Here is a 20,609-nt window from a genome sequence, read left to right as displayed (position 1 = left end):
TTGCATGTATCAAAGAATAGTTTTATTCGCTATGGTCTCGTTAATGCTCTATGCCTGTGCATCGGACCAAAAACCCAAAAGTTTAAAAAGAGGGTTGCACATTTCAGCAAACGGCAGGTATTTTACTAAGGAAGATGGCAAGCCGTTTTTCTGGCTCGGCGATACAGGCTGGCTTTTGTTTAACAAACTGACCCGTGAGCAGGCCAGCGAATACCTGGAAGACCGTATGCAAAAAGGTTTTAATGTGGTGCAGGTAATGGTGTTACATACAGTGCCATCCGTAAATATTTATGGCGATTCTTCGTTGGTTGGAGGAGACATTTCAAAACCTAAGGTTACGGAGGGTAGCTCATTTGCAGACTCCACACAATATGATTTCTGGGACCATGTAGATTATATCGTAGATAAAGCAGCAGAGAAAGGTATATATATGGCGATGGTACCTGTTTGGGGCACGAATGTGAAAAATAAAAAAGTTACACCTGAACAGGCTAAAATTTATGCCGAATTTCTGGCGAAACGTTATAAAGACAGGTGGAATATTATCTGGTTAAACGGTGGGGACATCAAAGGGTCAGAAGTAAAGCCAGTTTGGGAAGTGATTGGCAGTACTTTACGGACAAATGATCCCAACCACCTCATTACTTTCCATCCCAGAGGCCGGACCGGTTCGTCGGAATGGTTCCATGAGGCCAAATGGCTCGATTTTAATATGGTACAGTCCGGACATCGCCGTTATGAGCAGGATACTTCCGCAAAAGAAAAATGGCATTATGGCGAAGACAACTGGAAGTACATTGAAAAAGATTACAGCCTTAAACCTGTAAAACCTACTATAGATGGGGAACCGTCTTATGAAGGCATACCGCAGGGATTACATGATGTGACCCAGCCAAAATGGAACGATGCCGATGTGCGCAGATACGGATACTGGTCGGTATTTGCCGGTGCTTTTGGTTATACTTATGGCGACAATTCTGTAATGCAGATGTACCATCCGGCAGATAAAAATCCGGCTTATGGTGCAACTAAACCATGGCAGGAAGCCATAAACGATCCTGGCGCAGGGCAGATGGTCCATTTAAAAGACCTGATGCTTTCCAGAAAAAGTGAAGCTTATTTTGACAGGGTACCAGATCAGTCGCTTATTGCCGGAGCTGCAGGCGGTGATGGAGAAAAATACAACAGGTTAATGGCTACAAGAGGTAAGGACTATATTTTCGTATATACCTATACCGGCCGGAACATTCCCCTGAAGATGGGTGTACTGGAAGGTGATAAAGTTAAAGCATCCTGGTTCAACCCAAAAGATGGAAAAACAACAGTGATTGGCGAAATAGAAAATAAAGGAATACATGATTTCGATGCACCTGGATTAGAAGAGAATGGAAATGATTGGGTGTTGGTAGTAGATAAATTGAAATGATGAACAGTCTGAAAAGTACATACCGGTTATTTTTATACTTGACACTATTGGTTGCACTGAGCGCTTGTTCCAAAAAAGGTTATGTATTTACCTCCTTTCATGAACCTGCCGATGAAGGCTTAAGGATGCTGTACAGTTATGATGGTTACAAATGGAACGACCTGGATAAAATTTACCTGAAACCAGAAATAGGCGAGAAGAAAATCATGCGCGACCCATCAATGGTGCAAGGACCGGATGGGGTATTCCATCTGGTCTGGACCTGCGGATGGAAAGGGGAGAAGGGATTTGGTTACGCCAACTCAAAAGACCTTATACACTGGTCGGCAGAACAGTTTATCCCGGTATTACAACAGGAAAATAATGTCATTAATGTGTGGGCCCCGGAGTTGTTCTATGATGACCAAAAAAAGGAATTTATCATCATCTGGGCCTCTACCATTCCACATCGCTTTGCAAAAGGAATAGAAGATGAAGAGAACAACCACAGGATGTATGCCATTACCACCAAAGATTTTAAAACATTTACCGACACAAAATTATTCCTCGATCCGGGTTTCAGCGTAATTGATGCGGTCATTGTACAACGGTCGGCAAAAGACCATGTGCTGGTACTGAAAGACAATACCAGGCCAAACAGGAATTTAAAAGTAGCTTTCAGCAGCGATGCCTTAGGGCCATACACGGGCGTTTCTGCAGCCTTTACCGGAAAATTAACAGAGGGGCCAACAGTTGTCAGGCTCGGAAAAGACTGGTTAATTTATTACGATGCTTATGGGGAGAAAAAATATGCAGCGATGAAGACCAGTGATTTTAAAACTTTTACTGATGTGACTTCAGAGACTATTGTTCCCAAAGGGCATAAGCATGGAACTATAGTAAAAGTAAGCAGGAAAATAATTGAAAATCTGAAAAAAGATAAGGCCAACTAATGGTTTAAACACCATTGAAAAGATTGTATGCCAATGAGAAGATATAAAATTTGGTTAACCCCCGTACTTTTGATACTGGTACAAGCAGCACAAGCACAAGATACCTTACGTTATACCGGCAGTGTCATGGTTAATGCCGACTATCACCACGGTCAGCTTGTGCCTGCGATGGGGGTACACAACATCCAGACTTTCAGGGCCAACCGGGAACATCCTGAACTGGCTGAGGGACTAAACTGGACTTATAACCATGCACCCATGCTGGCCTGGTGGAATGGTACTTTTTACCTGGAATACCTGAGCGATCCTGTGGGTGAGCATATCCCGCCCAGCAGAACACTGTTGCAAACCTCTAAAGATGGTTACAAATGGTCTAAGCCGGACATTGTTTTTCCGCCCTATAAAATTCCCGATGGCTGGAAAAAAGATGGCTATCCTGGTGTAGCTAAAGATTTATATGCCACCATGCACCAACGCGTTGGTTTTTATGTATCCCAGTCCGGACGCCTGTTCCTGCTGGCTTATTATGGTATAGCTATGGATAAAAAAGACGATCCGAATGATGGAAAAGGCATCGGGCGCGTCATCAGGGAGATCAGGAAAGACAATACTTATGGTCCTATATATTTCCTCAGGCCGAATTCCAGCTGGGATATGAAGCATGCGGCATATCCGATGTATAGCAGCAGTAAGGATAAAGATTTCGTAAAGGCATGCAATGAAATTCTGGCCAGTCCCTTAATGATGCAGCAAATGGTAGAAGAGGCCGATAGAAATGATCCTCTAATTCCATTGAACAGACCAGTAAAGGCATTCAGTTATTACCACCTGCAGGATGGAAGGGTAGTGGGGTTATGGAAACATGCGCTAACATCCATCAGCAAGGACAATGGCAAGAGCTGGCAATATAATCCGCTGCGTGCACCTGGAGTAGTAAACAGCAATGCCAAAATATGGGGTCAGCGTACCTCAGACGGCCGTTTTTCCATAGTATACAACCCTTCAGAATTCCGCTGGCCACTGGCCGTTTCTACCAGTGATGACGGCTTAGATTACAAAGACCTTTTGCTGGTTAATGGCGAAATTTCTACCATGCGCTATGGTGGTAATTACAAATCCTATGGTCCGCAGTATATCCGTGGGATCCCGGAAACTGATGGTAAGCCAGCTGATGGCAATATGTGGCTTACTTATAGCATGAACAAAGAAGACATCTGGATCGCCAAAGTACCGGTACCTGTAATTTCCAGTACTAAAACGCCGGTCGATGAAGTGTTTAATTCCCTTCCCGACGGGCAGGAACTTAAGTTATGGAACATTTTTAGTCCGCTTTGGGCCCCGGTTCGAATAGAAAAGACACCCGACGGTACTAAGGCACTCACCTTGCGCGATAAAGATCCATACGATTATGCCAAAGCGGAACGGTTGATCCCGGAAGCAAAAAAAGTAAAAGTAGAATTTTCAGTAAGCCCGGCCCAGAACAATACCGGGTCATTGCAGATTGAATTTCAGGATGCCAGAGGTACAGCAGCGGCCAGGTTAATATTTGATGCCGATGGTGCCTTAAAAGCCAAGGTGGGTTACCGGAATTCTGAGGTCATGAAATACGAAGCAGGGAAAACATACCAGGTCAGGATAGAGCTGGACCGTGACAAAAGGATGTACGACATCTTTGTAAATGGCCAAAGTAAAGGAACAAGGCTGATGTTTGTACCTGTAGCATCATTTGAAAAAATTACCTTCAGAACAGGTGATATACGCCGGTTTCCGGATGTAGATACACCAACAGATCAGGATTTCGATCTTAAAAATGCTGGCACACCAGTGAAAGAAGCCGTATATTACGTCAAATCATTAAGAACAACAGCATTTTAAATTAAACTATGAATCTGAAAACGTATTTCCTTTGCACAGCCTTATTTTTTGGATGGACGACAGCAGTCCCGGCAAAAGTATTATTGCCACAGATCTTGTCTGGCAATATGGTATTGCAGCGTGATAAACCCTTAAACATCTGGGGCTATGGCAGTCCGGGCGAAAAGGTAACTGTTAGTTTTTCTGGTCAGCAAAAGACTGCGGTAACCGATGCAAAAGGTAACTGGAAGGTGCTTTTATCTCCCTTGAAAACCTCAGCAGTTCCGGCTACAATGACCATTAAAGGAACAAATACCATTCAGTTAAAAAATATCCTGGTAGGTGAAGTATGGTTGTGTTCGGGGCAATCGAACATGGAATATGCCATGCACAAATTAAAGACCATGAAAAAGCCACTGAATGAAAAGCTGGGTTTTCCGGCAAATGAAGTGGCCAATGCGCACAATAACCTGATCCGTATCTTCGTGGTCAACCGTAAAGATCTGGCTAAACCGGATACCAATCCCAAAAACTGGAACGTAGCTGCAGATCCGGCATTAAAAAATTCATCTGCTGCTGGTTATTTTTTCGCAAAGGAATTGCAAAAACAACTTCATGTGCCAGTTGGGATGATCACTTCCGCAGTTAGTGGTAGTGCCATAGAGCCCTGGATTCCAGCAGCAATTCTTGCCGGTCCTGATTTTCAGGGACAATATCTGGGTAGCGATCCGGGTAAATTCTATCCTACCATGATCGAACCACTTATGCCTTTCGCCATTAAGGGGGTAATCTGGTACCAGGGAGAGACCAACTGTTTCAGGAGAGAAAATATTACCTACAGTTATAAAATGAAGGCGCTGATCAACAGCTGGAGAAGGGGATGGAAAAACCCGGGTATGTCATTTTATTACGTGCAGATTGCACCTTTTCAATATTCCAAAACCATGCAGAATGTGGAGATAGAACCAGAATTCTGGGAAGCACAGGCACAGGTGATGCGGATGCCTAAAACAGGTATGGTAGTTACTACAGACCTTAACGATAAAATAGATGAGCTGCACCCTACCTACAAATGGGAAGTGGGGAGGCGTTTGGCACTTTGGGCCCTGGCCAGAGACTATGGTAAAAAAATAGTCTACTCCGGACCAATGTACCAATCCGTGAAATTTAAAGGCGCTACTGCCGAACTGCAATTTAACCATATTGGATCCGGATTGAAAAGTTCGGATGGTAAGGCATTAAGCGATTTCAGTATTGCAGGTGCAGATGGCAGGTTTGTGCCCGCTGTGGCCCGCATTAGCGGTACCAAGGTACTGGTTTCGGCAGCAGCCGTAAAAAAACCGGTGGCAGTACGTTTTGGCTGGACTGAATCTGCCAGTCCTAATCTATACAATAAGAATGGCCTTCCTGCATTGCCGTTTCGTACAGATAATCCGCTGATTACCCAATTTAACCCGATATAACCCAATCCCGATTCATGAAGCTTAAACCGATCCTTTCCGTACTGCTGCTATTGTTGTTTTCTGTTGTTCAGGCCCAGCAAACCGAACAACTGTATTTGTCGGGTACCGGCAACGACGATACAGTTAAATGGGATTTTTTCTGTACTGCAGGTATGAATTCGGGTAAATGGACAACTATACCGGTTCCTTCCAACTGGGAATTACAGGGCTTTGGAAAATACAATTACGGATTTGCCAAAGACAGTATAAGGGGCAAGGAAGAGGGCTTATATAAATATAATTTTAAGGTGCCATCAGCCTGGAAGGGTAAAAAGATCAATATTGTATTTGAAGGATCAATGACCGATACGGAAGTAAAGGTTAATAGAAAATCGGCAGGCCCCACACATCAGGGATCTTTTTACGTATTCCGGTACGATGTATCAAGCCTGTTAAAATATGGTTCAGCCAACCTCCTTGAGGTAAAAGTAGCCAAACATTCTGCCAATAAATCGGTAAACGATGCCGAGCGGAAAGCAGATTTCTGGATTTTTGGAGGCATATTCAGGCCAGTATATCTGGAAGCACTTCCTCTGCAGCATATAGAGAGGGTAGCTGTAGATGCGCAGGCCGATGGTCGGTTTAAAGCTGAAGTTCAGGTAGTGGGCAAGGCAGATGAGCTTAGCCTGCAGTTGTATACAGCCGATGGAAAGCAATACGGTGCGCCAGTCAGCACCAGGTTAAATAGTAAAGCCGGAATGACCAGCCTTTCAGGTATTTTTCAGTCGCCGCAATTGTGGTCTTCAGAATTTCCTAATCTGTACACCGCCACATTCACCCTATATCAAAATAGCAAAATTATACATACCCTGTCCAAAAAGATAGGTTTCCGTACCATTCTTGTAAAACCAAGGGATGGGGTATATGTAAATGGTGTTAAAATAAAATTTAAAGGTGTGAACAGGCATTCTTTCCGGCCTGCATCCGGAAGAACATTGAGCAAAAAGAACAGCGTTGAGGACGTTGAGTTAATGAAGGAAATGAATATGAATGCGGTGCGCATGTCGCATTACCCTCCTGATGGCCATTTTCTGGATGTATGTGATTCGCTGGGCCTGTATGTAATGGATGAACTTGCTGGTTGGCACGGACATTACGATACCCCAACAGGAACCAAACTGGTTAAAGAAATGCTGCGCCATGATGTGAACCATCCATCCATTATTTTCTGGGCCAATGGAAATGAGGGAGGGCATAACCGCGATCTGGATCCGCTGTTTGCCAAAGAAGATATTCAAAAACGTCCGGTAATCCACCCCTGGGAAGATTTCAATGGATTCGATACCCAGCATTATCGGGAATACAACTATGGTATTGGCAACTACAGGCAGGGCCACAGCATACAGATGCCCACTGAATTTTTACATGGTATGTTTGACGGGGGACATGGTGCCAATTTGGAAGATTACTGGAACGATATGTTATCGAACCCGCTTTCTGCCGGTGGATTTCTCTGGGATTTTGCTGATCAGGGGGTTGTGCGTACCGACAAGAATAACACAATAGATGCAGATGGCAACCGCGGGGCTGATGGAATTGTAGGACCTTTCCATGAAAAAGAGGGCAGCTATTTTGCCATCAAAGAGATCTGGAGCCCTGTGTTTTTTGAACATAGGGAAATGACACCCGAATTTGACGGGGTATTTAACATTGAGAACCGCTATCATTTTGCGAATCTGAATACCTGTACGTTTAGCTGGAAACTGTTAAACCTGAAAACCGGACAGGAAATGAGCGGGAGGTTAATCTCACCTGACGTACAACCGGCAGCAAAAGGCCGGCTGCAGGTAAATCTGCCACAAAACTGGTTTTCTTTCGACGTATTGTACCTTACCGCTACCGATCTATATGGCAAAGAATTGTTTACCTGGAGCTTTCCCATCACACTCCCTAAAAAAGAGGCGTTAACCCTGGTTAAAACTGCTGGAGACAAGGCGGTAAGCTTTAAAGAAAGTGATAGCCTTTATACCGTTTCAGCAAATGGTATACAGTTAAGCTTCAGCAAAAAAAATGGGATATTGCGTCAGGTAAGGAATGAAAAGGGAATTATCCCATTTACAAATGGACCGCTTGTACAGGAAGGTGCCACCAATTTTCAAAATATCCGTCAGTATAAGGATGGTGAGAACCTGGTCATAGCATCCACTTTTGACAGAAAAACTGCCTACAATACCTTAAAATGGACAATCTATCCTTCGGGCTGGGTAAAACTACAGGTGAAATATTTCCCTGCCGAGTACCTTACTAATTTTATCGGATTAAATTTTTCTTTTCCGGAAGACCAGATCAAGGGCGTGGAATACATGGGAAGAGGCCCATACAGGGTATGGAAAAACCGCTTAAAGGGCAATCCTTTTGGTGTCTGGAAAAAGGATTATAACAATACAGAAACCGGCGAAACCTGGATATACCCCGAATTCAAAGGATATCATTCTAACATGTACTGGTGTAAATTTATTACAAAAGAGCAACCTTTTAAGGTGGTAACCGAAAATGAGGACGTTTTTTTAAGGTTGTTTAGCGCAGCATTTAAAACCGACCAATGGCACAATTATGAACCGCTTTTCCCGTCTGGCGACATTTCCTTTATGCAGGGCATTCCCGGTATCGGTACAAAAACGCAAAGGGCAGACCGGAGTGGGCCAATGGCCATGAAAAACATTTTTTATGATTATGAAAAAGATCCGGCAAGAGCATTGGACTTAACACTTTACTTTGATTTCTCGGTGAACAACTAATTGCGTAAATTAAATGGAAAAAGGCAGAACCAGATGAACCTTAAAAGACATATCCTACTCACAGCGATTTTAATGCTGAACCTCAGCATTGCTTTTTCGCAGGTAACGCTGCAAAACCTGCGCTGTGAAATGCTGCAAAACCCTTTGGGAATTGATGTGGCCAGGCCCCGTTTAAGCTGGCAGATCGCCTCAACCCGAAATGATGTGCAGCAGACTGCCTATCATATCCTGGTTGCTTCATCGCTGGCCAAACTTACTGAAAATGATGCCGATATCTGGAATTCAGGCAAAGTCAATTCAGCGGAATCTTTGTACAACCTGTATGCCGGGCAGACCTTAAAAAGTAAAAATAAATATTACTGGAAAGTAAAAGTTTATACCAGTAAAGGCGAAAGCAGCTGGAGCCAGCCAGCCTTCTGGCTAATGGGATTATTGCATTATAAAGATTGGGAAGGCAGATGGATAGGTTTTGACCGCTTTTTTACCGGCGACAATGAGGCAGGGGCAAGGCTATCTGCCCGTTATTTCAGAAAAGAGTTCAGCACCACTAAAACTGTAGCCTCAGCAACCGCCTACCTGATGGGCATGGGTTTGTATGAGCTGTATATAGATGGGCAAAAAATTGGCGACCAGGTGCTGGCACCGACGGCAACCGATTATACAAAAAATATAAAATACAATACCCTTGATGTCACTGAGCAGCTTAGGCAGGGTGGAAACCACGCTATAGGTGTTATACTAGGCAACGGTCGTTTTTTTGCCATGCGCCAGTCCAAAGCTTATAAAGTAAAAACATTCGGACTACCTAAACTATTGCTACAGGTAAACATTAAATATACAGATGGTTCAACGGCAACCATAAAAACAGATGATACCTGGAAAGGCACAGCCGATGGACCAATTCTGGCCAATAATGAGTACGATGGAGAAATATATGATGCCCGGAAAGAATTTAAAGGATGGAGCGAACCAGGATTTAAGGAAGACAAATGGCTACGGGCCGAATATGTACAGGAACCCGGGGGAACTTATGAAGCCCAGTTAAACGAAGGCATGAAAGTCATGAAAACGCTGTCGCCCGTATCCATTACCAGACGCCCGAATGGCAATTACATCCTCGATTTCGGCCAGAACTTTTCGGGCTGGGTAAAATTTAATGTCAAAGGGCCTCGTGGAACAAGCGTTTCCCTGCGTTTTGCTGAATCACTGGAGCCCAATGGTGAGCTGTTCAGGACCAATCTTCGTGATGCCAGGGCCACCGATATTTACACGCTTAAAGGAGAAGGGACTGAAACCTGGGCACCAAGGTTTACTTATCAGGGCTTCCGGTATGTAGAGTTGAATGGATATCCTGGTGTTCCGCAAAAAAGTGATTTCTCGGGATGCCTGGTCTATGATGACATGAAAACTGCAGGTACTTTTGAGTCATCGAACAGCCTGCTTAACCAGATTTTCAAAAACGCATGGTGGGGCATTGCATCTAATTACAAAGGGATGCCTGTCGACTGCCCACAGCGCAATGAACGTCAGCCCTGGTTGGGCGATAGGACCGTAGGTGCTTATGGCGAAAGTTTTTTGTTTGACAATACGGCATTGTATAAAAAATGGCTGGATGACATCCGATATGCCCAGAAAGAAGATGGAGCAATACCGGATGTGGCCCCGGCATTCTGGCGTTATTATAGCGACAATGTAACCTGGCCTGCAACCTTACTTTTTGTAGCAGATATGCTGTACCGGCAAACGGGTGACAGCACAGTGATCCGTAAAAATTATCCGGCAGTAAAAAAATGGATGAGCTATATGAAAGACAGGTACATGAGCAGTGAAGGGATCATGACCAAAGACAGCTATGGCGACTGGTGTGCACCGCCTGCAACAGCCGAGGATGGCAAAGGGGTAAATGCTGATCAGAAACACCCGAGTGCCTTAATTGCTACGGCTTATTATTATCACCTGGCCAACATGATGGCCGGTTACAGCGCACTTACAGGAAATGCAGGAGATAGGGAAGGCTATACCAGATTGGCTGCTGAGGTAAAAAATGCTTTTAACCGTAAATTTTATAATTCGCAGGGATATTATGGCGACAATAAATTAACGGACAATTTGTTGCCGGTCTACTTTGGCCTGGTAGAAGAAGCCGATAAAGGAAGAGTAGTAATGCAAATCTGTTCCATAATTGAGGAAAAAAACAATGGGCATCTCAGTACAGGGTTAATCGGCACACAATTTTTAATGCGTACCCTTACTGAAGCAGGAAGGCCTGACCTGGCCTATAGAATTGCCTCGCAGAAAACCTATCCGTCCTGGGGTTACATGATTGAAAATGGTGCAACTGCCATTTGGGAATTATGGAATGGAAATACTGCTGCACCTAAAATGAATTCGCAGAACCATGTTATGATGCTGGGCGATTTAATGATCTGGTATTATGAAAATCTTGCTGGTATTAAAGCTGCTGCACCTGGTTTCAAAGAAATCACCATGAAGCCAGAGCTGATTGAAGGACTCAACAATGTAACTGCAGGTTATCAGTCGGTATACGGCCTTATAAAAAGCAGCTGGACCAAAACCGGTAAAAAATTTAGCTGGAACATCAGTATTCCGCCAAATACCAGGGCAAAAGCCTACCTGCCTGCCAGCATGCAAAGCCAGGTAAAAAAAGGAGCTACAGCTGATGGAGCGAAGTATATCATGGCAGAAAATGGAAGGGTAGTATTTGAGTTGAAATCAGGAGAATATGCTTTTGTAGTTGAACAATAGAAAAATAAAAAAAATGATAAACAGAACCACAAAATTTTTAATGAGCTGCTGCCTGATGGCTGGTATTTCCTTCATTTTCATAAATGGGGCGGATGCCCAGGAACTAATTATTCCGGCAGATGTGAGTGCCAAAGCCGCTGAATATACTGCTGCATTAAAACTGGATGATGCCGCAAAAAGCAAACGTGTAGAAAGTGTGGTCGCCATACACATGACCCAGGTAAAAGACTGGCACAACGCCCATCCGGCTACTACAGTGCCTGCAGGTATCAATCCTGTAACGGGCAGCAAATTAACTGAGCTTGACCGTACCATTATAGCCGATTCGGCCATGCCGGAAACCGTACACAAAGATTTAATGGAAGGGCTGCGCAAAGAGCTAAGCACGGAACAGGTAGAAACGATACTGGACAAATACACAATAGGTAAAGTAGATTTTACCATGAAAGGCTATAAGGCCATTGTACCAGACCTCAGCACTACGGAAGAAGCGAAAATTCTTGGTTTTTTGAAAGAAGCCCGCGAAATGGCAGTAGATTACAAGAACATGAAGCAGATCTCGGCCATTTTCGAGATCTACAAAACCAAATCTGAGCAGTTCCTGAACAATAACGGCCGCAACTGGAGGACATTGTACAGTGATTATACCAAAAAGATCAAGGCCGAGAAAGCAAATAAAAAGCAATAATAAATACCCTTATTAAAGAAAAAATGTTAAAAAGAAGCACAGGTATAATCGGTTTACTGATTTGTTTAACCGGAGGATATGGTTTAAAGGCACAATCGCAAAAATGGCGGTCAGGTATTATAACAGACGAATTCTTATATGAGAAGGCAGCATTTCCTTCCTGCCATTCTGCTACCATAGCCGAAACGCCTACCGGATTGGTGGCAGCCTATTTTGGTGGTACCCATGAACGCCATCCGGATGTGGAGATCTATGTGAGCAGGCAGGTTAACGGAACCTGGCTTGCTCCGGTTTCTGTAGCCAATGGTATACAAAACGACAAAGTAAGGCTGCCTACCTGGAACCCTGTATTGTACCAGGTACCTGGTGGAGAACTGTTGCTTTTTTACAAAATTGGCCCTAAGCCATCCGAATGGTGGGGCATGATGCGCAGCTCAAAAGATGGCGGCATTACCTGGTCTGAAGCGCAGAAATTACCGGAAGGCCAGATTGGCCCAGTAAAAAACAAACCGGTGCTGCTCAGCAATGGTAACTTGTTCTGTCCTTCCAGTACAGAAGGCAAAGGCTGGAAAGTCCATTTCGAAGTAACCAAAGACAATGGCAAAACCTGGCGCTTAATCGGCCCGCTGGAAGGTGGGGAGATCAATGCTATACAGCCAAGTATCCTGGATCATGGCAATGGAAAACTACAGATCCTGGCCAGGAGCAGGAACAGGGCAATTGTAGAATCCTGGTCGCAGGACAACGGTGAAACCTGGTCTGCTTTAGCAAAAACGTCCCTGCCAAACAACAATTCAGGCACCGATGCAGTAACTATGAAAGATGGCAGACATGTATTGGTATACAACCATGTACTGCCTCCCGGAGACCTGGCAAAAGGGGCCCGGACGCCATTAAATGTAGCGATTTCCAAAGATGGTAAAAACTGGTCGGCAGCGTTGATCCTTGAGGATTCGCCCACCAGCCAGTATTCCTATCCTGCGGTAATCCAAACCTCAGATGGTTTGCTGCATTTCATTTATACCTGGAGAAGGGAAAAGATCAAACATGTAGTAGTTGATCCATCAAAACTTAAGCTTAAAAAGATAGTAAATGGCATTTGGCCAAAATTAAAGGGCTATACAGCCCCTGTGGTTACTGATGTTAAAAACGAGGAATAGCAGATGAAACGGATAGCTTTATTTCTGGTGGCAATGGGTTTAAGCAGTATATTGCTGGCACAGACCCAAAATTCGGATAGCCTGTACAGGCAGCCGCTTAAAACTGTTTTATCGGAAATAGAAGGCCGTTTCAAAGTAAAAATAAAGTATAGTGAAAACCAGGTGAACAACCGTTGGGTAAACTATGCCTTATGGCGCTTCAGACCCGATGTTGACGAAACACTGGCCAATGTGCTCGCACCGCTCGACATGAAGGTCAATAAGGAAAAAGAAGGTGTTTACAAATTAAAAGAATACGAATATTACCGCTGGAATGCAGCAGAGGGCCAGGCTACCCTAAACCATCTGGCCTCACTGTACCAGGATAAAGCCAGCTGGGAGAAACGCAAGGCCTTGATCAGGCCATTGTTGTACCAGGCACAGCAATTGTCGCCCTTACCTGCAAAACCTTTATCTAAACCCATCATTACACCAAAAAGAGTAATGGATGGCTATACAGTAGAGAACATTGCGATAGAAATATTGCCCGGCCTGTACATCAATGGTTCTTTATACAGACCCTCGAAAATCAGGGGAAAAATACCTGTAATGCTTAGTCCGGACGGGCATTGGGCGCAGCAACGTTACCGTGCCGATTGCCAGCTGCGTTGTGCTACCATGGCCCGTATGGGGGTAATGGCCTTCAGTTACGACCTTTTTGCCTGGGGTGAATCGCTGTTGCAGTTTAAACCGGAAGACCACAGGCGAAGCCTGGCACAAACGATACAAACCTTAGGTGGCATCAGAATACTGGATTATGTATTGTCCCTTAAAGAAACAGATCCGGGCAGGGTGGGCATTAGTGGAGGATCGGGTGGCGGAAGCCACACTGTATTGATGGCCGCCATGGACGATCGGATCAAACTCAGTGCACCTGTAGTTTCGCTTTCTTCTTCATTTTATGGAGGTTGTCCTTGTGAAAGTGGCATGCCGATACACCTTTGCGCAGGTGGAACCAATAATGTGGAGCTGGCCGCGATGGCGGCACCAAATCCTCAGTTGGTCGTCTCAGATGGTCAGGACTGGACGGTTACCGTACCTGGGCAGGACATGCCTTTCCTGAAAACGATATATGGTTATTACGGAAAGCCTGAACGGGTTGAAAATGTGCATCTGCCGGAAGAAGGACACGACTTCGGTTATTCCAAGCGAAAGGCCCTGTATGATTTTTTAGTGCAGAATTTCAAACTTGATGTTGCCGGAGTAAAAGATAAAGATGGCAAATACGATGAAAGTAAATGTACCATTGAAAAAGAACCTGCCATGTATGTATTCGGCGAAAAGGCTGAGCGTTTGCCTGCAAATGCCATAAAGGGTTTTGAGCAACTGGAACAAGTATTTAAAGCCGCAACAAAATAAGAAAATGGACAACAGGCGTATTTTTATCCGGAAATTTGGACTGCTTGCAGGGAGTGTTTTACTGTCAGATCAGCTAATGGCCTTTGCCGCCTTTAAGGGACCACGCTATAAAGTGGCGGTAATAGACCTGATGATCCTGAAAAGACAAAAGTTAAGTGCCTTTCCTTTAAGCAAGGAAATTGGTGCCGACGGTGTTGAACTCGATATGGGCGGTCTGGGCGACAGGGATACTTTCGATAACAAACTGGCCGATCCCTTAGTACGCGCGGAATTTCTGGCGAAAGCAAAAGAATTGAACCTGGAGATCTGTTCATTGGCCATGACCGGTTTTTATGCGCAGTCGTTAGCCACCAGGCCTACCTACAAACAAATGATCGGCGATTGTATCAGTACCATGAAAGCTATGAACGTTAAAGTGGCTTTCCTGCCATTGGGTGTACAGGGTGATCTGGTCAGAAATCCTGAACTTCGCCCAGCTATAGTAGAACGCCTGAAAGTAGCGGGGGCAATGGCCAGAAAAGCTGGAGTAGTGATTGGGATTGAAACTGCTTTAGATGCTGCAGGAGAATTGAAACTGTTACAGGACATTGGTTCAGCTGCGGTTAAAAGTTATTTCAATTTTTCGAATGCCATTAAAAACGGGCGCAACCTGCACCAGGAGCTCAGGATACTGGGCAAAAAGAATATTATCCAGATCCATTGTACCAATGAAGATGGGGTATGGCTGCAAAATGACCCTAAGGTTGACCTGAAGGCCATTCGTAAAACCTTGGATGATATGGGTTGGAAAGGCTGGCTGGTCATCGAAAGGTCGAGGGACCAGAAAGACCCAAGAAATGTAAAATGGAATTTTAGTGCAAATACGGCTTACGTAAAGTCGGTTTTTCAATGAGCCTTTATGAGATCAGTTAAAATTTACCTGGTACTGTTTATCACCTTGTTGTTGATGGGAGAGCTTAAGGCGGCAGATATTTATGTCTCTTTAAAAGGCTCAGACCATAATCCCGGAACCAAAACACAGCCGGTAGCCACATTGGCCAATGCTTTGCGCAAGGCCAGGGAATTGCGGCGTTTAAATGATCCTTCTGTCAGAAATGGGATTAATATTATTATAGAACAAGGTGTTTACCAGCTGGATGAGCCCGTTGTGGTACGACCAGAAGATAGCGGAAGTGCAGCAAGCCCTACCTACATTACTGCTGTAAAAAATGAAACCGTAGTTTTAAGTGGTGGCAGGCAAATCTCGGGTTGGAAAAAAGCAGCCGAAATAACAGGCCTGCCAGAAATTGCAAAGAATAAGGTTTGGGTGGCCGATGTACCTGAATTGGGAAACAGGTTACTGGAATTTCGGCAGCTCTGGGTAAATGGCAAAAAAGCGATAAGGGCAAGGGATTGCAATGCTGACAGTATGCAGCGTATTTTGTCATGGGATTTTAACAAGCGTACCTGCAAAATCCCGCTCAGCAAAAACCTTGCAGCAGCAAAAGGTGTCGAAATGGTCATCCAGCAATGGTGGGCCATCGCCAACTTAAGGGTTAAATCACTAAAGGTAACCAACAATGAAGCTGAGCTGGCTTTTATGGAGCCCGAAAGCAGGGTGCAGTCGGAACATCCCTGGCCAGCGCCATGGCTTTCTACCAAAACAGGCAATTCACCCTTTTATTTAACCAATGCCATTCAGTTCCTGGATCAGCCTGGAGAGTGGTATGAAGATCTGCAGAACGGCAAGGTATACTACTGGCCTTTAGCTGATGAAAACCTGAACACGGCTGAGGTGATTGTACCTTACCTGGAAACGCTGCTTAAGATGGAAGGTAGCATAGACCACCAGGTGAGCCATGTACATTTTAAAAATATTTCATTCCAGCATGCCAGTTGGCTGCGGCCTTCGCATTTTGGACATGTGCCACACCAGGCAGGCATGTACATGCTCGATGCCTATAAATTAAAAGTTCCGGGAACACCTGATAAAAAGACCCTGGAAAATCAGGCCTGGGTAGGACGGCCCGCGGCAGCTGTTGAAGTAGCTTATGCACAGCATACCAGTTTTGAATCCTGTCGTTTTGAACACCATGCCTCAACCGGACTCGATTACCGGCAGGGGACCAGCAATAACCTCATCAAAGGCAACCTGTTTAAAGATATAGGGGGTAGCGGGATATTGCTGGGTATATTTTCTGATGAAGCCACAGAAGTACATTTGCCTTACAAGCCAAAAGATGAAAGGGAGATCTGTACCAATGAAAGCATACTGAACAACCTGATTACCAATGCAACCAATGAGGATTGGGGCTGTGTAGGTATTGGTGCCGGCTATGTAAGGGGGATAAATATTGCCCACAATGAAATTGCTGAAGTAAGTTATTCAGGTATCAGTATGGGCTGGGGCTGGACAAAGAGCAGCAATGCCATGCGCAACAATACGATCAGGGCAAACCGGATCCATCATTATGGAAAATACCTCTATGATGTGGCCGGAATTTATACTTTATCGGCCCAGCCTGGCTCATCAATTACCGGCAATGTTATAGACAGCATTTATAAAGCCCCTTATCCGCACGATCCGGAGCATTGGTTTTATTTATATACCGATGAAGGTTCTTCTTATTTTACCGTAAAGGACAATTGGACACCTGCTAATAAATACCTGCAAAATGCCAACGGACCTGGAAATGTATGGCTAAATAACGGGCCGGGGGTTGGGGGAAACATCAAACAGCAGGCTGGATTGGAACCCGCCTATCAGTGGTTACGCAAAGAAAGTTACGTACCTCAATCCAGGCAACGTATCAACGAGGTTTCACTTCAAAACGGAAAACAGCTTGTCATCGAAGTGATCCTTAAAACACCAGTAAAAGCTGCCAAAGATTCCTTTAAGCAGGTGTGCATCCAGCAGGGTATTCCGGTTTCATCTGTATACCAGTGGAACAATCGCTTGCTGCTCTATGCAGTAATGGCTTCCCCTGAAAACCTGATGAAAAAGATTCGGCAGCAGTTTAACAATGCAGAGGTAAAACTATACGATAAGGTGTTTTATACTTTTGACCGCAGTACACATTGCGGCCTGGAAAAGGTTAAAGAATGGGACAATATCATTTTGAGTGCCAACCTGGTGAAAGATGAAAAATTGCAAAAAGCGTACCTGGATTACCATGCCACGCAATTTGAAAAATGGCCGGAAGTGGCCAAAGGATTTTGCAATGCTGATTTTCAGCAACTCAGGATTTTTAAGAGCGGCAGACAGCTGATGCTGGTCATCAGCATACCAAAAGGGGCAAGTTTAGATGAGCTGAACCCTAAAACTACCTTAAACAATCCCCGTGTAGATGAATGGAACCAGATAATGAAGAAATATCAGGAAGGTATTGCAGGCACAAAGCCGGATGAGACATGGGTGTTTTTTAGTAAAGAATAGAAGATTTAGAACAATATGTTAAAATTAGGAATTTTAGGTTTGGGAGAAGGGCGCAGCACCATGTCGGCAGCCCTTGCGAGTAATAAATACGAGCTGGTCAAAATTTGTGATGCCAGTGAAGCGGTATGCAAACAAAGGGCAAAAGAGTTCGATTTCCCTGATTACACTACCAGTTACCAGGAAATGCTGGATGATGCCGCCATCGATGTCATTGCCATTTATACACCTGATCATTTACATGCAGACCATGTGAAACTGGCCTTACAGCATGGTAAACATGTAGTGTGCACAAAACCTTTTATTGATGATCTGGGTAGGGCCAGGGAGCTCCTGGAGATATCAAGGCAAAGCGGTAAAAAAGTTTTTGTAGGTCAGAGCTCCAGGTTTTTTGAACCTTATAAAAGGCAAAGAACAGATTATACTGAAGGCATCATCGGCGAACTGATCACCGTAGAATGTCACTATAACGCAGACCATCGCTGGTTCCTTGAAAAAAAATGGGCACTGGAACCTTCTTTTAAATGGTTGTATGGGGGCTTAAGCCATCCTGTTGATTTTATCAGGTGGTACCTGCCCGAAATCGAAGAAGTAATGGGCTATGGCATGATCAGCGCTAATGGTAAAAAGGCAGGATTAAAAAATGAAGATACCATGCATTTCATTTTTAAAGCTACAGATGGCAGGGTTGCCCGTGTAAGTGGTGCTTATACAGGGCCCATTCAGCCCGCTTACAGGGAAAGCGAAATGAGCTGCGTATTAAGGGGAACTGAAGGGGCCAGTCAGGCCGATTATCACGAACTCCGTTATGCCGTAACCACCAATACCGGCGAAGAAAAGCTGATCACCTGGGGTGATGCCAAATTGAAACACTTCTTCCGTTTTGAAGGGCAGAGCCATCATGCGGGCGAATACCAGAACTACCTGGAGTATTTTGCAGAAAGTATAGCGGACAATACGACTGCCTATCCCGATTTAAAGGAAGGTATCGGCACAATTGCCTTGTTACAGGCTATGGACAGGTCCCTGCAAACCGGTGTTCCCGTTAAAATTAATGATATCCTGAATGAATACCAGCTATTGAGGAGCGATTTCGGACTTTAATGCAAAACCAAAAAAAACAAATCTAATATAATGGGAAACATTGTTGAACGTTTAACCAGCCTCGATTACATCATCGTCATTGCCTACCTGGTTATTCTAATTGTTATCGGTTACCGGGCCAGTTTCTCTAAAAAGAAAAATGAGGATGAAACGCTTTTCCTGGCCAATAAATCGTTGGGCTGGTCAAGCATAGGCTTTAACATGTGGGGTACCAATGTTGGCCCCTCCATGTTGCTCGCCTTTGCCAGCATTGGTTACAGTACAGGTATTGTGGCCGTCAATTTCGACTGGTATGCCTTTGTTTTCCTGTTTTTGCTGGCCATTGTTTTTGCACCCAAATACCTGGCCGCCAAAGTAAGTACCATGCCCGAATTTATGGGCAAAAGATATGGAGATTCTACACAGAATATTCTGGCCTGGTACGCGCTGATCAAGATCCTCATTTCCTGGTTATCCTTAGGTTTGTTTGCCGGGGGCTTTCTGGTAAGACAAATACTCGGCATCCCCATGTGGCAATCCGTTACTGTACTGGTTGCGTTTGCGGGTTTATTTACTTTTTTCGGCGGCCTGAAAGCCATTGCCAAGGTAAATGTTTTTCAAATGATCCTGTTGATTGCTGTGTCGTTGGCATTAACCATATTGGGCCTGTATAAAGTAGGGGGTATTGAAGCTTTATACAGCAAAACCCCTGCAAATTACTGGAACCTGATCCAGCCGGCAAGTGATCCAAAATATCCCTGGTATGCCATTTTGCTGGGCTATCCGGTAGCAGCTGTGGCTTTCTTTTGTACAGACCAGGCTATGGTGCAATCGGTTTTAGGTGCAAAGAACCTGGAGCAGGGCCAGCTTGGCGTCAGTTTTATCGGCTGGCTAAAAATATTGTCATTGCCCCTGTTCATCATTACCGGCATACTGTGTTATGTATTGTTCCCGGGTTTAAAAGATCCTAATGAAGCCTATATGACCATGGTTACCCATCTTTTTCCTCCGGGAATGAACGGTTTGGTCATTGTGGTACTTATTGCCGTACTGGTGGGCACCATCGGTTCTTCATTAAATTCCTTAAGTACCGTATTTACCATGGATGTTTATGTGAAAAATATCAATCCTCAGGCCAGCAATAAACAGATCATCAGGATGGGCCGGATATCCGTCATCGCGGGCTGCGTATTTGCCGTCATCGTAGTACTGGCTATCGATAACATCAAAGGCCTTAACCTTTTTGATGTGTTTCAGTCGGTACTTGGTTTTATTGCACCTCCTTTATCGGTTGTATTCCTGTTAACCGTTTTCTGGAAAAGGACTACCCGCAAAGCAGTGAATTTTACGCTTTCAGTGGGCTCTGTTTTGAGCCTGGGTACAGGTGTTACTTACCTGTGGATCCTTCCACCTCATAAATACCTGTTCTGGCCACATTACCTTATCCTTTCTTTTTTAATTTTTGCAGGCTTGCTGCTCATTGCCATACTGATCTCGCTGGCCGACAGGAACCCTACAGTTTATGAGATCAATGAACTGGATAAAAGTGCCATCGAAAAACCAACCAACCGGGTCTGGGTTTCCTGGATTGCCCTTGCCATTGTGATGGTTGCCTTATATATATTTTTTAACGGACATTAATTTTTTGAT

The 20,609-nt window shown here is 44.5% G+C and carries 13 protein-coding genes; all 13 read left to right on the top strand.

Features of this window, described 5'->3' with window-relative positions; genetic code table 11:
- Positions 1 to 4 precede the first annotated feature (4 nt).
- Genes PHEP_RS13795 through PHEP_RS13735 form a run of 13 tightly spaced genes read left to right on the top strand, consistent with a single transcriptional unit; the run spans position 5 to position 20,600 of the window.
- Complete coding sequence (locus tag PHEP_RS13795; RefSeq protein ID WP_015808596.1) at positions 5 to 1,426, top strand: glycoside hydrolase family 140 protein; 1,422 nt, start codon at positions 5 to 7, stop codon at positions 1,424 to 1,426.
- Entirely contained in the window at positions 1,423 to 2,358 is a 936-nt protein-coding gene (locus tag PHEP_RS13790) for a glycoside hydrolase family 43 protein (RefSeq protein ID WP_015808595.1), read from the top strand. Before PHEP_RS13795 ends, PHEP_RS13790 begins: the two co-directional genes overlap by 4 nt.
- Before the next feature lie 33 nt (positions 2,359 to 2,391).
- Entirely contained in the window at positions 2,392 to 4,233 is a 1,842-nt protein-coding gene (locus tag PHEP_RS13785) for a sialidase family protein (protein WP_049772251.1), read from the top strand.
- An 8-nt stretch (positions 4,234 to 4,241) separates the two neighbouring features.
- Positions 4,242 to 5,675, top strand: a complete 1,434-nt coding sequence (locus PHEP_RS13780) for a sialate O-acetylesterase (RefSeq protein ID WP_015808593.1) — start codon at positions 4,242 to 4,244, stop codon at positions 5,673 to 5,675.
- Positions 5,676 to 5,689: 14 nt separating this feature from the next.
- Entirely contained in the window at positions 5,690 to 8,452 is a 2,763-nt protein-coding gene (locus PHEP_RS13775; protein WP_015808592.1) for a glycoside hydrolase family 2, read from the top strand.
- Positions 8,453 to 8,485: 33 nt separating this feature from the next.
- Complete coding sequence (locus PHEP_RS13770) at positions 8,486 to 11,218, top strand: alpha-L-rhamnosidase (RefSeq protein ID WP_015808591.1); 2,733 nt, start codon at positions 8,486 to 8,488, stop codon at positions 11,216 to 11,218.
- 13 nt (positions 11,219 to 11,231) lie between these two features.
- On the top strand, positions 11,232 to 11,906 hold the full coding sequence (locus PHEP_RS13765) for a DUF3826 domain-containing protein (RefSeq protein ID WP_162141659.1): 675 nt from the start codon (positions 11,232 to 11,234) through the stop codon (positions 11,904 to 11,906).
- 23 nt (positions 11,907 to 11,929) lie between these two features.
- Positions 11,930 to 13,066, top strand: coding sequence for a sialidase family protein (locus tag PHEP_RS13760; RefSeq protein ID WP_015808589.1), 1,137 nt, complete (start codon positions 11,930 to 11,932; stop codon positions 13,064 to 13,066).
- A 3-nt stretch (positions 13,067 to 13,069) separates the two neighbouring features.
- Positions 13,070 to 14,464 (top strand): acetylxylan esterase, encoded by a 1,395-nt coding sequence (locus PHEP_RS13755; protein WP_015808588.1) that lies wholly within the window; start codon positions 13,070 to 13,072, stop codon positions 14,462 to 14,464.
- Between the two features lie 4 nt (positions 14,465 to 14,468).
- The gene (locus PHEP_RS13750) at positions 14,469 to 15,356 is read left to right on the top strand and encodes a sugar phosphate isomerase/epimerase family protein (RefSeq protein ID WP_015808587.1); all 888 of its coding nucleotides are present in this window, start codon (positions 14,469 to 14,471) and stop codon (positions 15,354 to 15,356) included.
- A 6-nt stretch (positions 15,357 to 15,362) separates the two neighbouring features.
- Entirely contained in the window at positions 15,363 to 17,879 is a 2,517-nt protein-coding gene (locus PHEP_RS13745; RefSeq protein WP_015808586.1) for an L-rhamnose mutarotase, read from the top strand.
- 15 nt (positions 17,880 to 17,894) lie between these two features.
- Entirely contained in the window at positions 17,895 to 18,980 is a 1,086-nt protein-coding gene (locus tag PHEP_RS13740) for a Gfo/Idh/MocA family protein (protein ID WP_015808585.1), read from the top strand.
- Positions 18,981 to 19,010: 30 nt separating this feature from the next.
- Positions 19,011 to 20,600: an SLC5 family protein gene (locus tag PHEP_RS13735; protein WP_015808584.1), complete on the top strand. Its 1,590-nt coding sequence runs from the start codon at positions 19,011 to 19,013 to the stop codon at positions 20,598 to 20,600.
- Positions 20,601 to 20,609 lie beyond the last annotated feature (9 nt).

Source organism: Pedobacter heparinus DSM 2366 (assembly GCF_000023825.1).
Classification (GTDB): domain Bacteria; phylum Bacteroidota; class Bacteroidia; order Sphingobacteriales; family Sphingobacteriaceae; genus Pedobacter; species Pedobacter heparinus.
Note: the sequence above shows the minus strand (reverse complement) of the source record. Positions and strands in the feature narration are given on the sequence as shown.

Bases quoted from the DNA above. Each gene is read 5' to 3' on its own strand.
- PHEP_RS13795 (WP_015808596.1), top strand. From the start codon at position 5: ATGTATCAAAGAATAGTTTTATTCGCTATGGTCTCGTTAATGCTCTAT.
- PHEP_RS13775 (WP_015808592.1), top strand. From the start codon at position 5,690: ATGAAGCTTAAACCGATCCTTTCCGTACTGCTGCTATTGTTGTTTTCT.
- PHEP_RS13740 (WP_015808585.1), top strand. From the start codon at position 17,895: ATGTTAAAATTAGGAATTTTAGGTTTGGGAGAAGGGCGCAGCACCATG.
- PHEP_RS13745 (WP_015808586.1), top strand. From the start codon at position 15,363: ATGAGATCAGTTAAAATTTACCTGGTACTGTTTATCACCTTGTTGTTG.
- PHEP_RS13755 (WP_015808588.1), top strand. From the start codon at position 13,070: ATGAAACGGATAGCTTTATTTCTGGTGGCAATGGGTTTAAGCAGTATA.
- PHEP_RS13760 (WP_015808589.1), top strand. From the start codon at position 11,930: ATGTTAAAAAGAAGCACAGGTATAATCGGTTTACTGATTTGTTTAACC.
- PHEP_RS13770 (WP_015808591.1), top strand. From the start codon at position 8,486: ATGAACCTTAAAAGACATATCCTACTCACAGCGATTTTAATGCTGAAC.
- PHEP_RS13790 (WP_015808595.1), top strand. From the start codon at position 1,423: ATGATGAACAGTCTGAAAAGTACATACCGGTTATTTTTATACTTGACA.
- PHEP_RS13785 (WP_049772251.1), top strand. From the start codon at position 2,392: ATGAGAAGATATAAAATTTGGTTAACCCCCGTACTTTTGATACTGGTA.
- PHEP_RS13750 (WP_015808587.1), top strand. From the start codon at position 14,469: ATGGACAACAGGCGTATTTTTATCCGGAAATTTGGACTGCTTGCAGGG.
- PHEP_RS13735 (WP_015808584.1), top strand. From the start codon at position 19,011: ATGGGAAACATTGTTGAACGTTTAACCAGCCTCGATTACATCATCGTC.
- PHEP_RS13765 (WP_162141659.1), top strand. From the start codon at position 11,232: ATGATAAACAGAACCACAAAATTTTTAATGAGCTGCTGCCTGATGGCT.
- PHEP_RS13780 (WP_015808593.1), top strand. From the start codon at position 4,242: ATGAATCTGAAAACGTATTTCCTTTGCACAGCCTTATTTTTTGGATGG.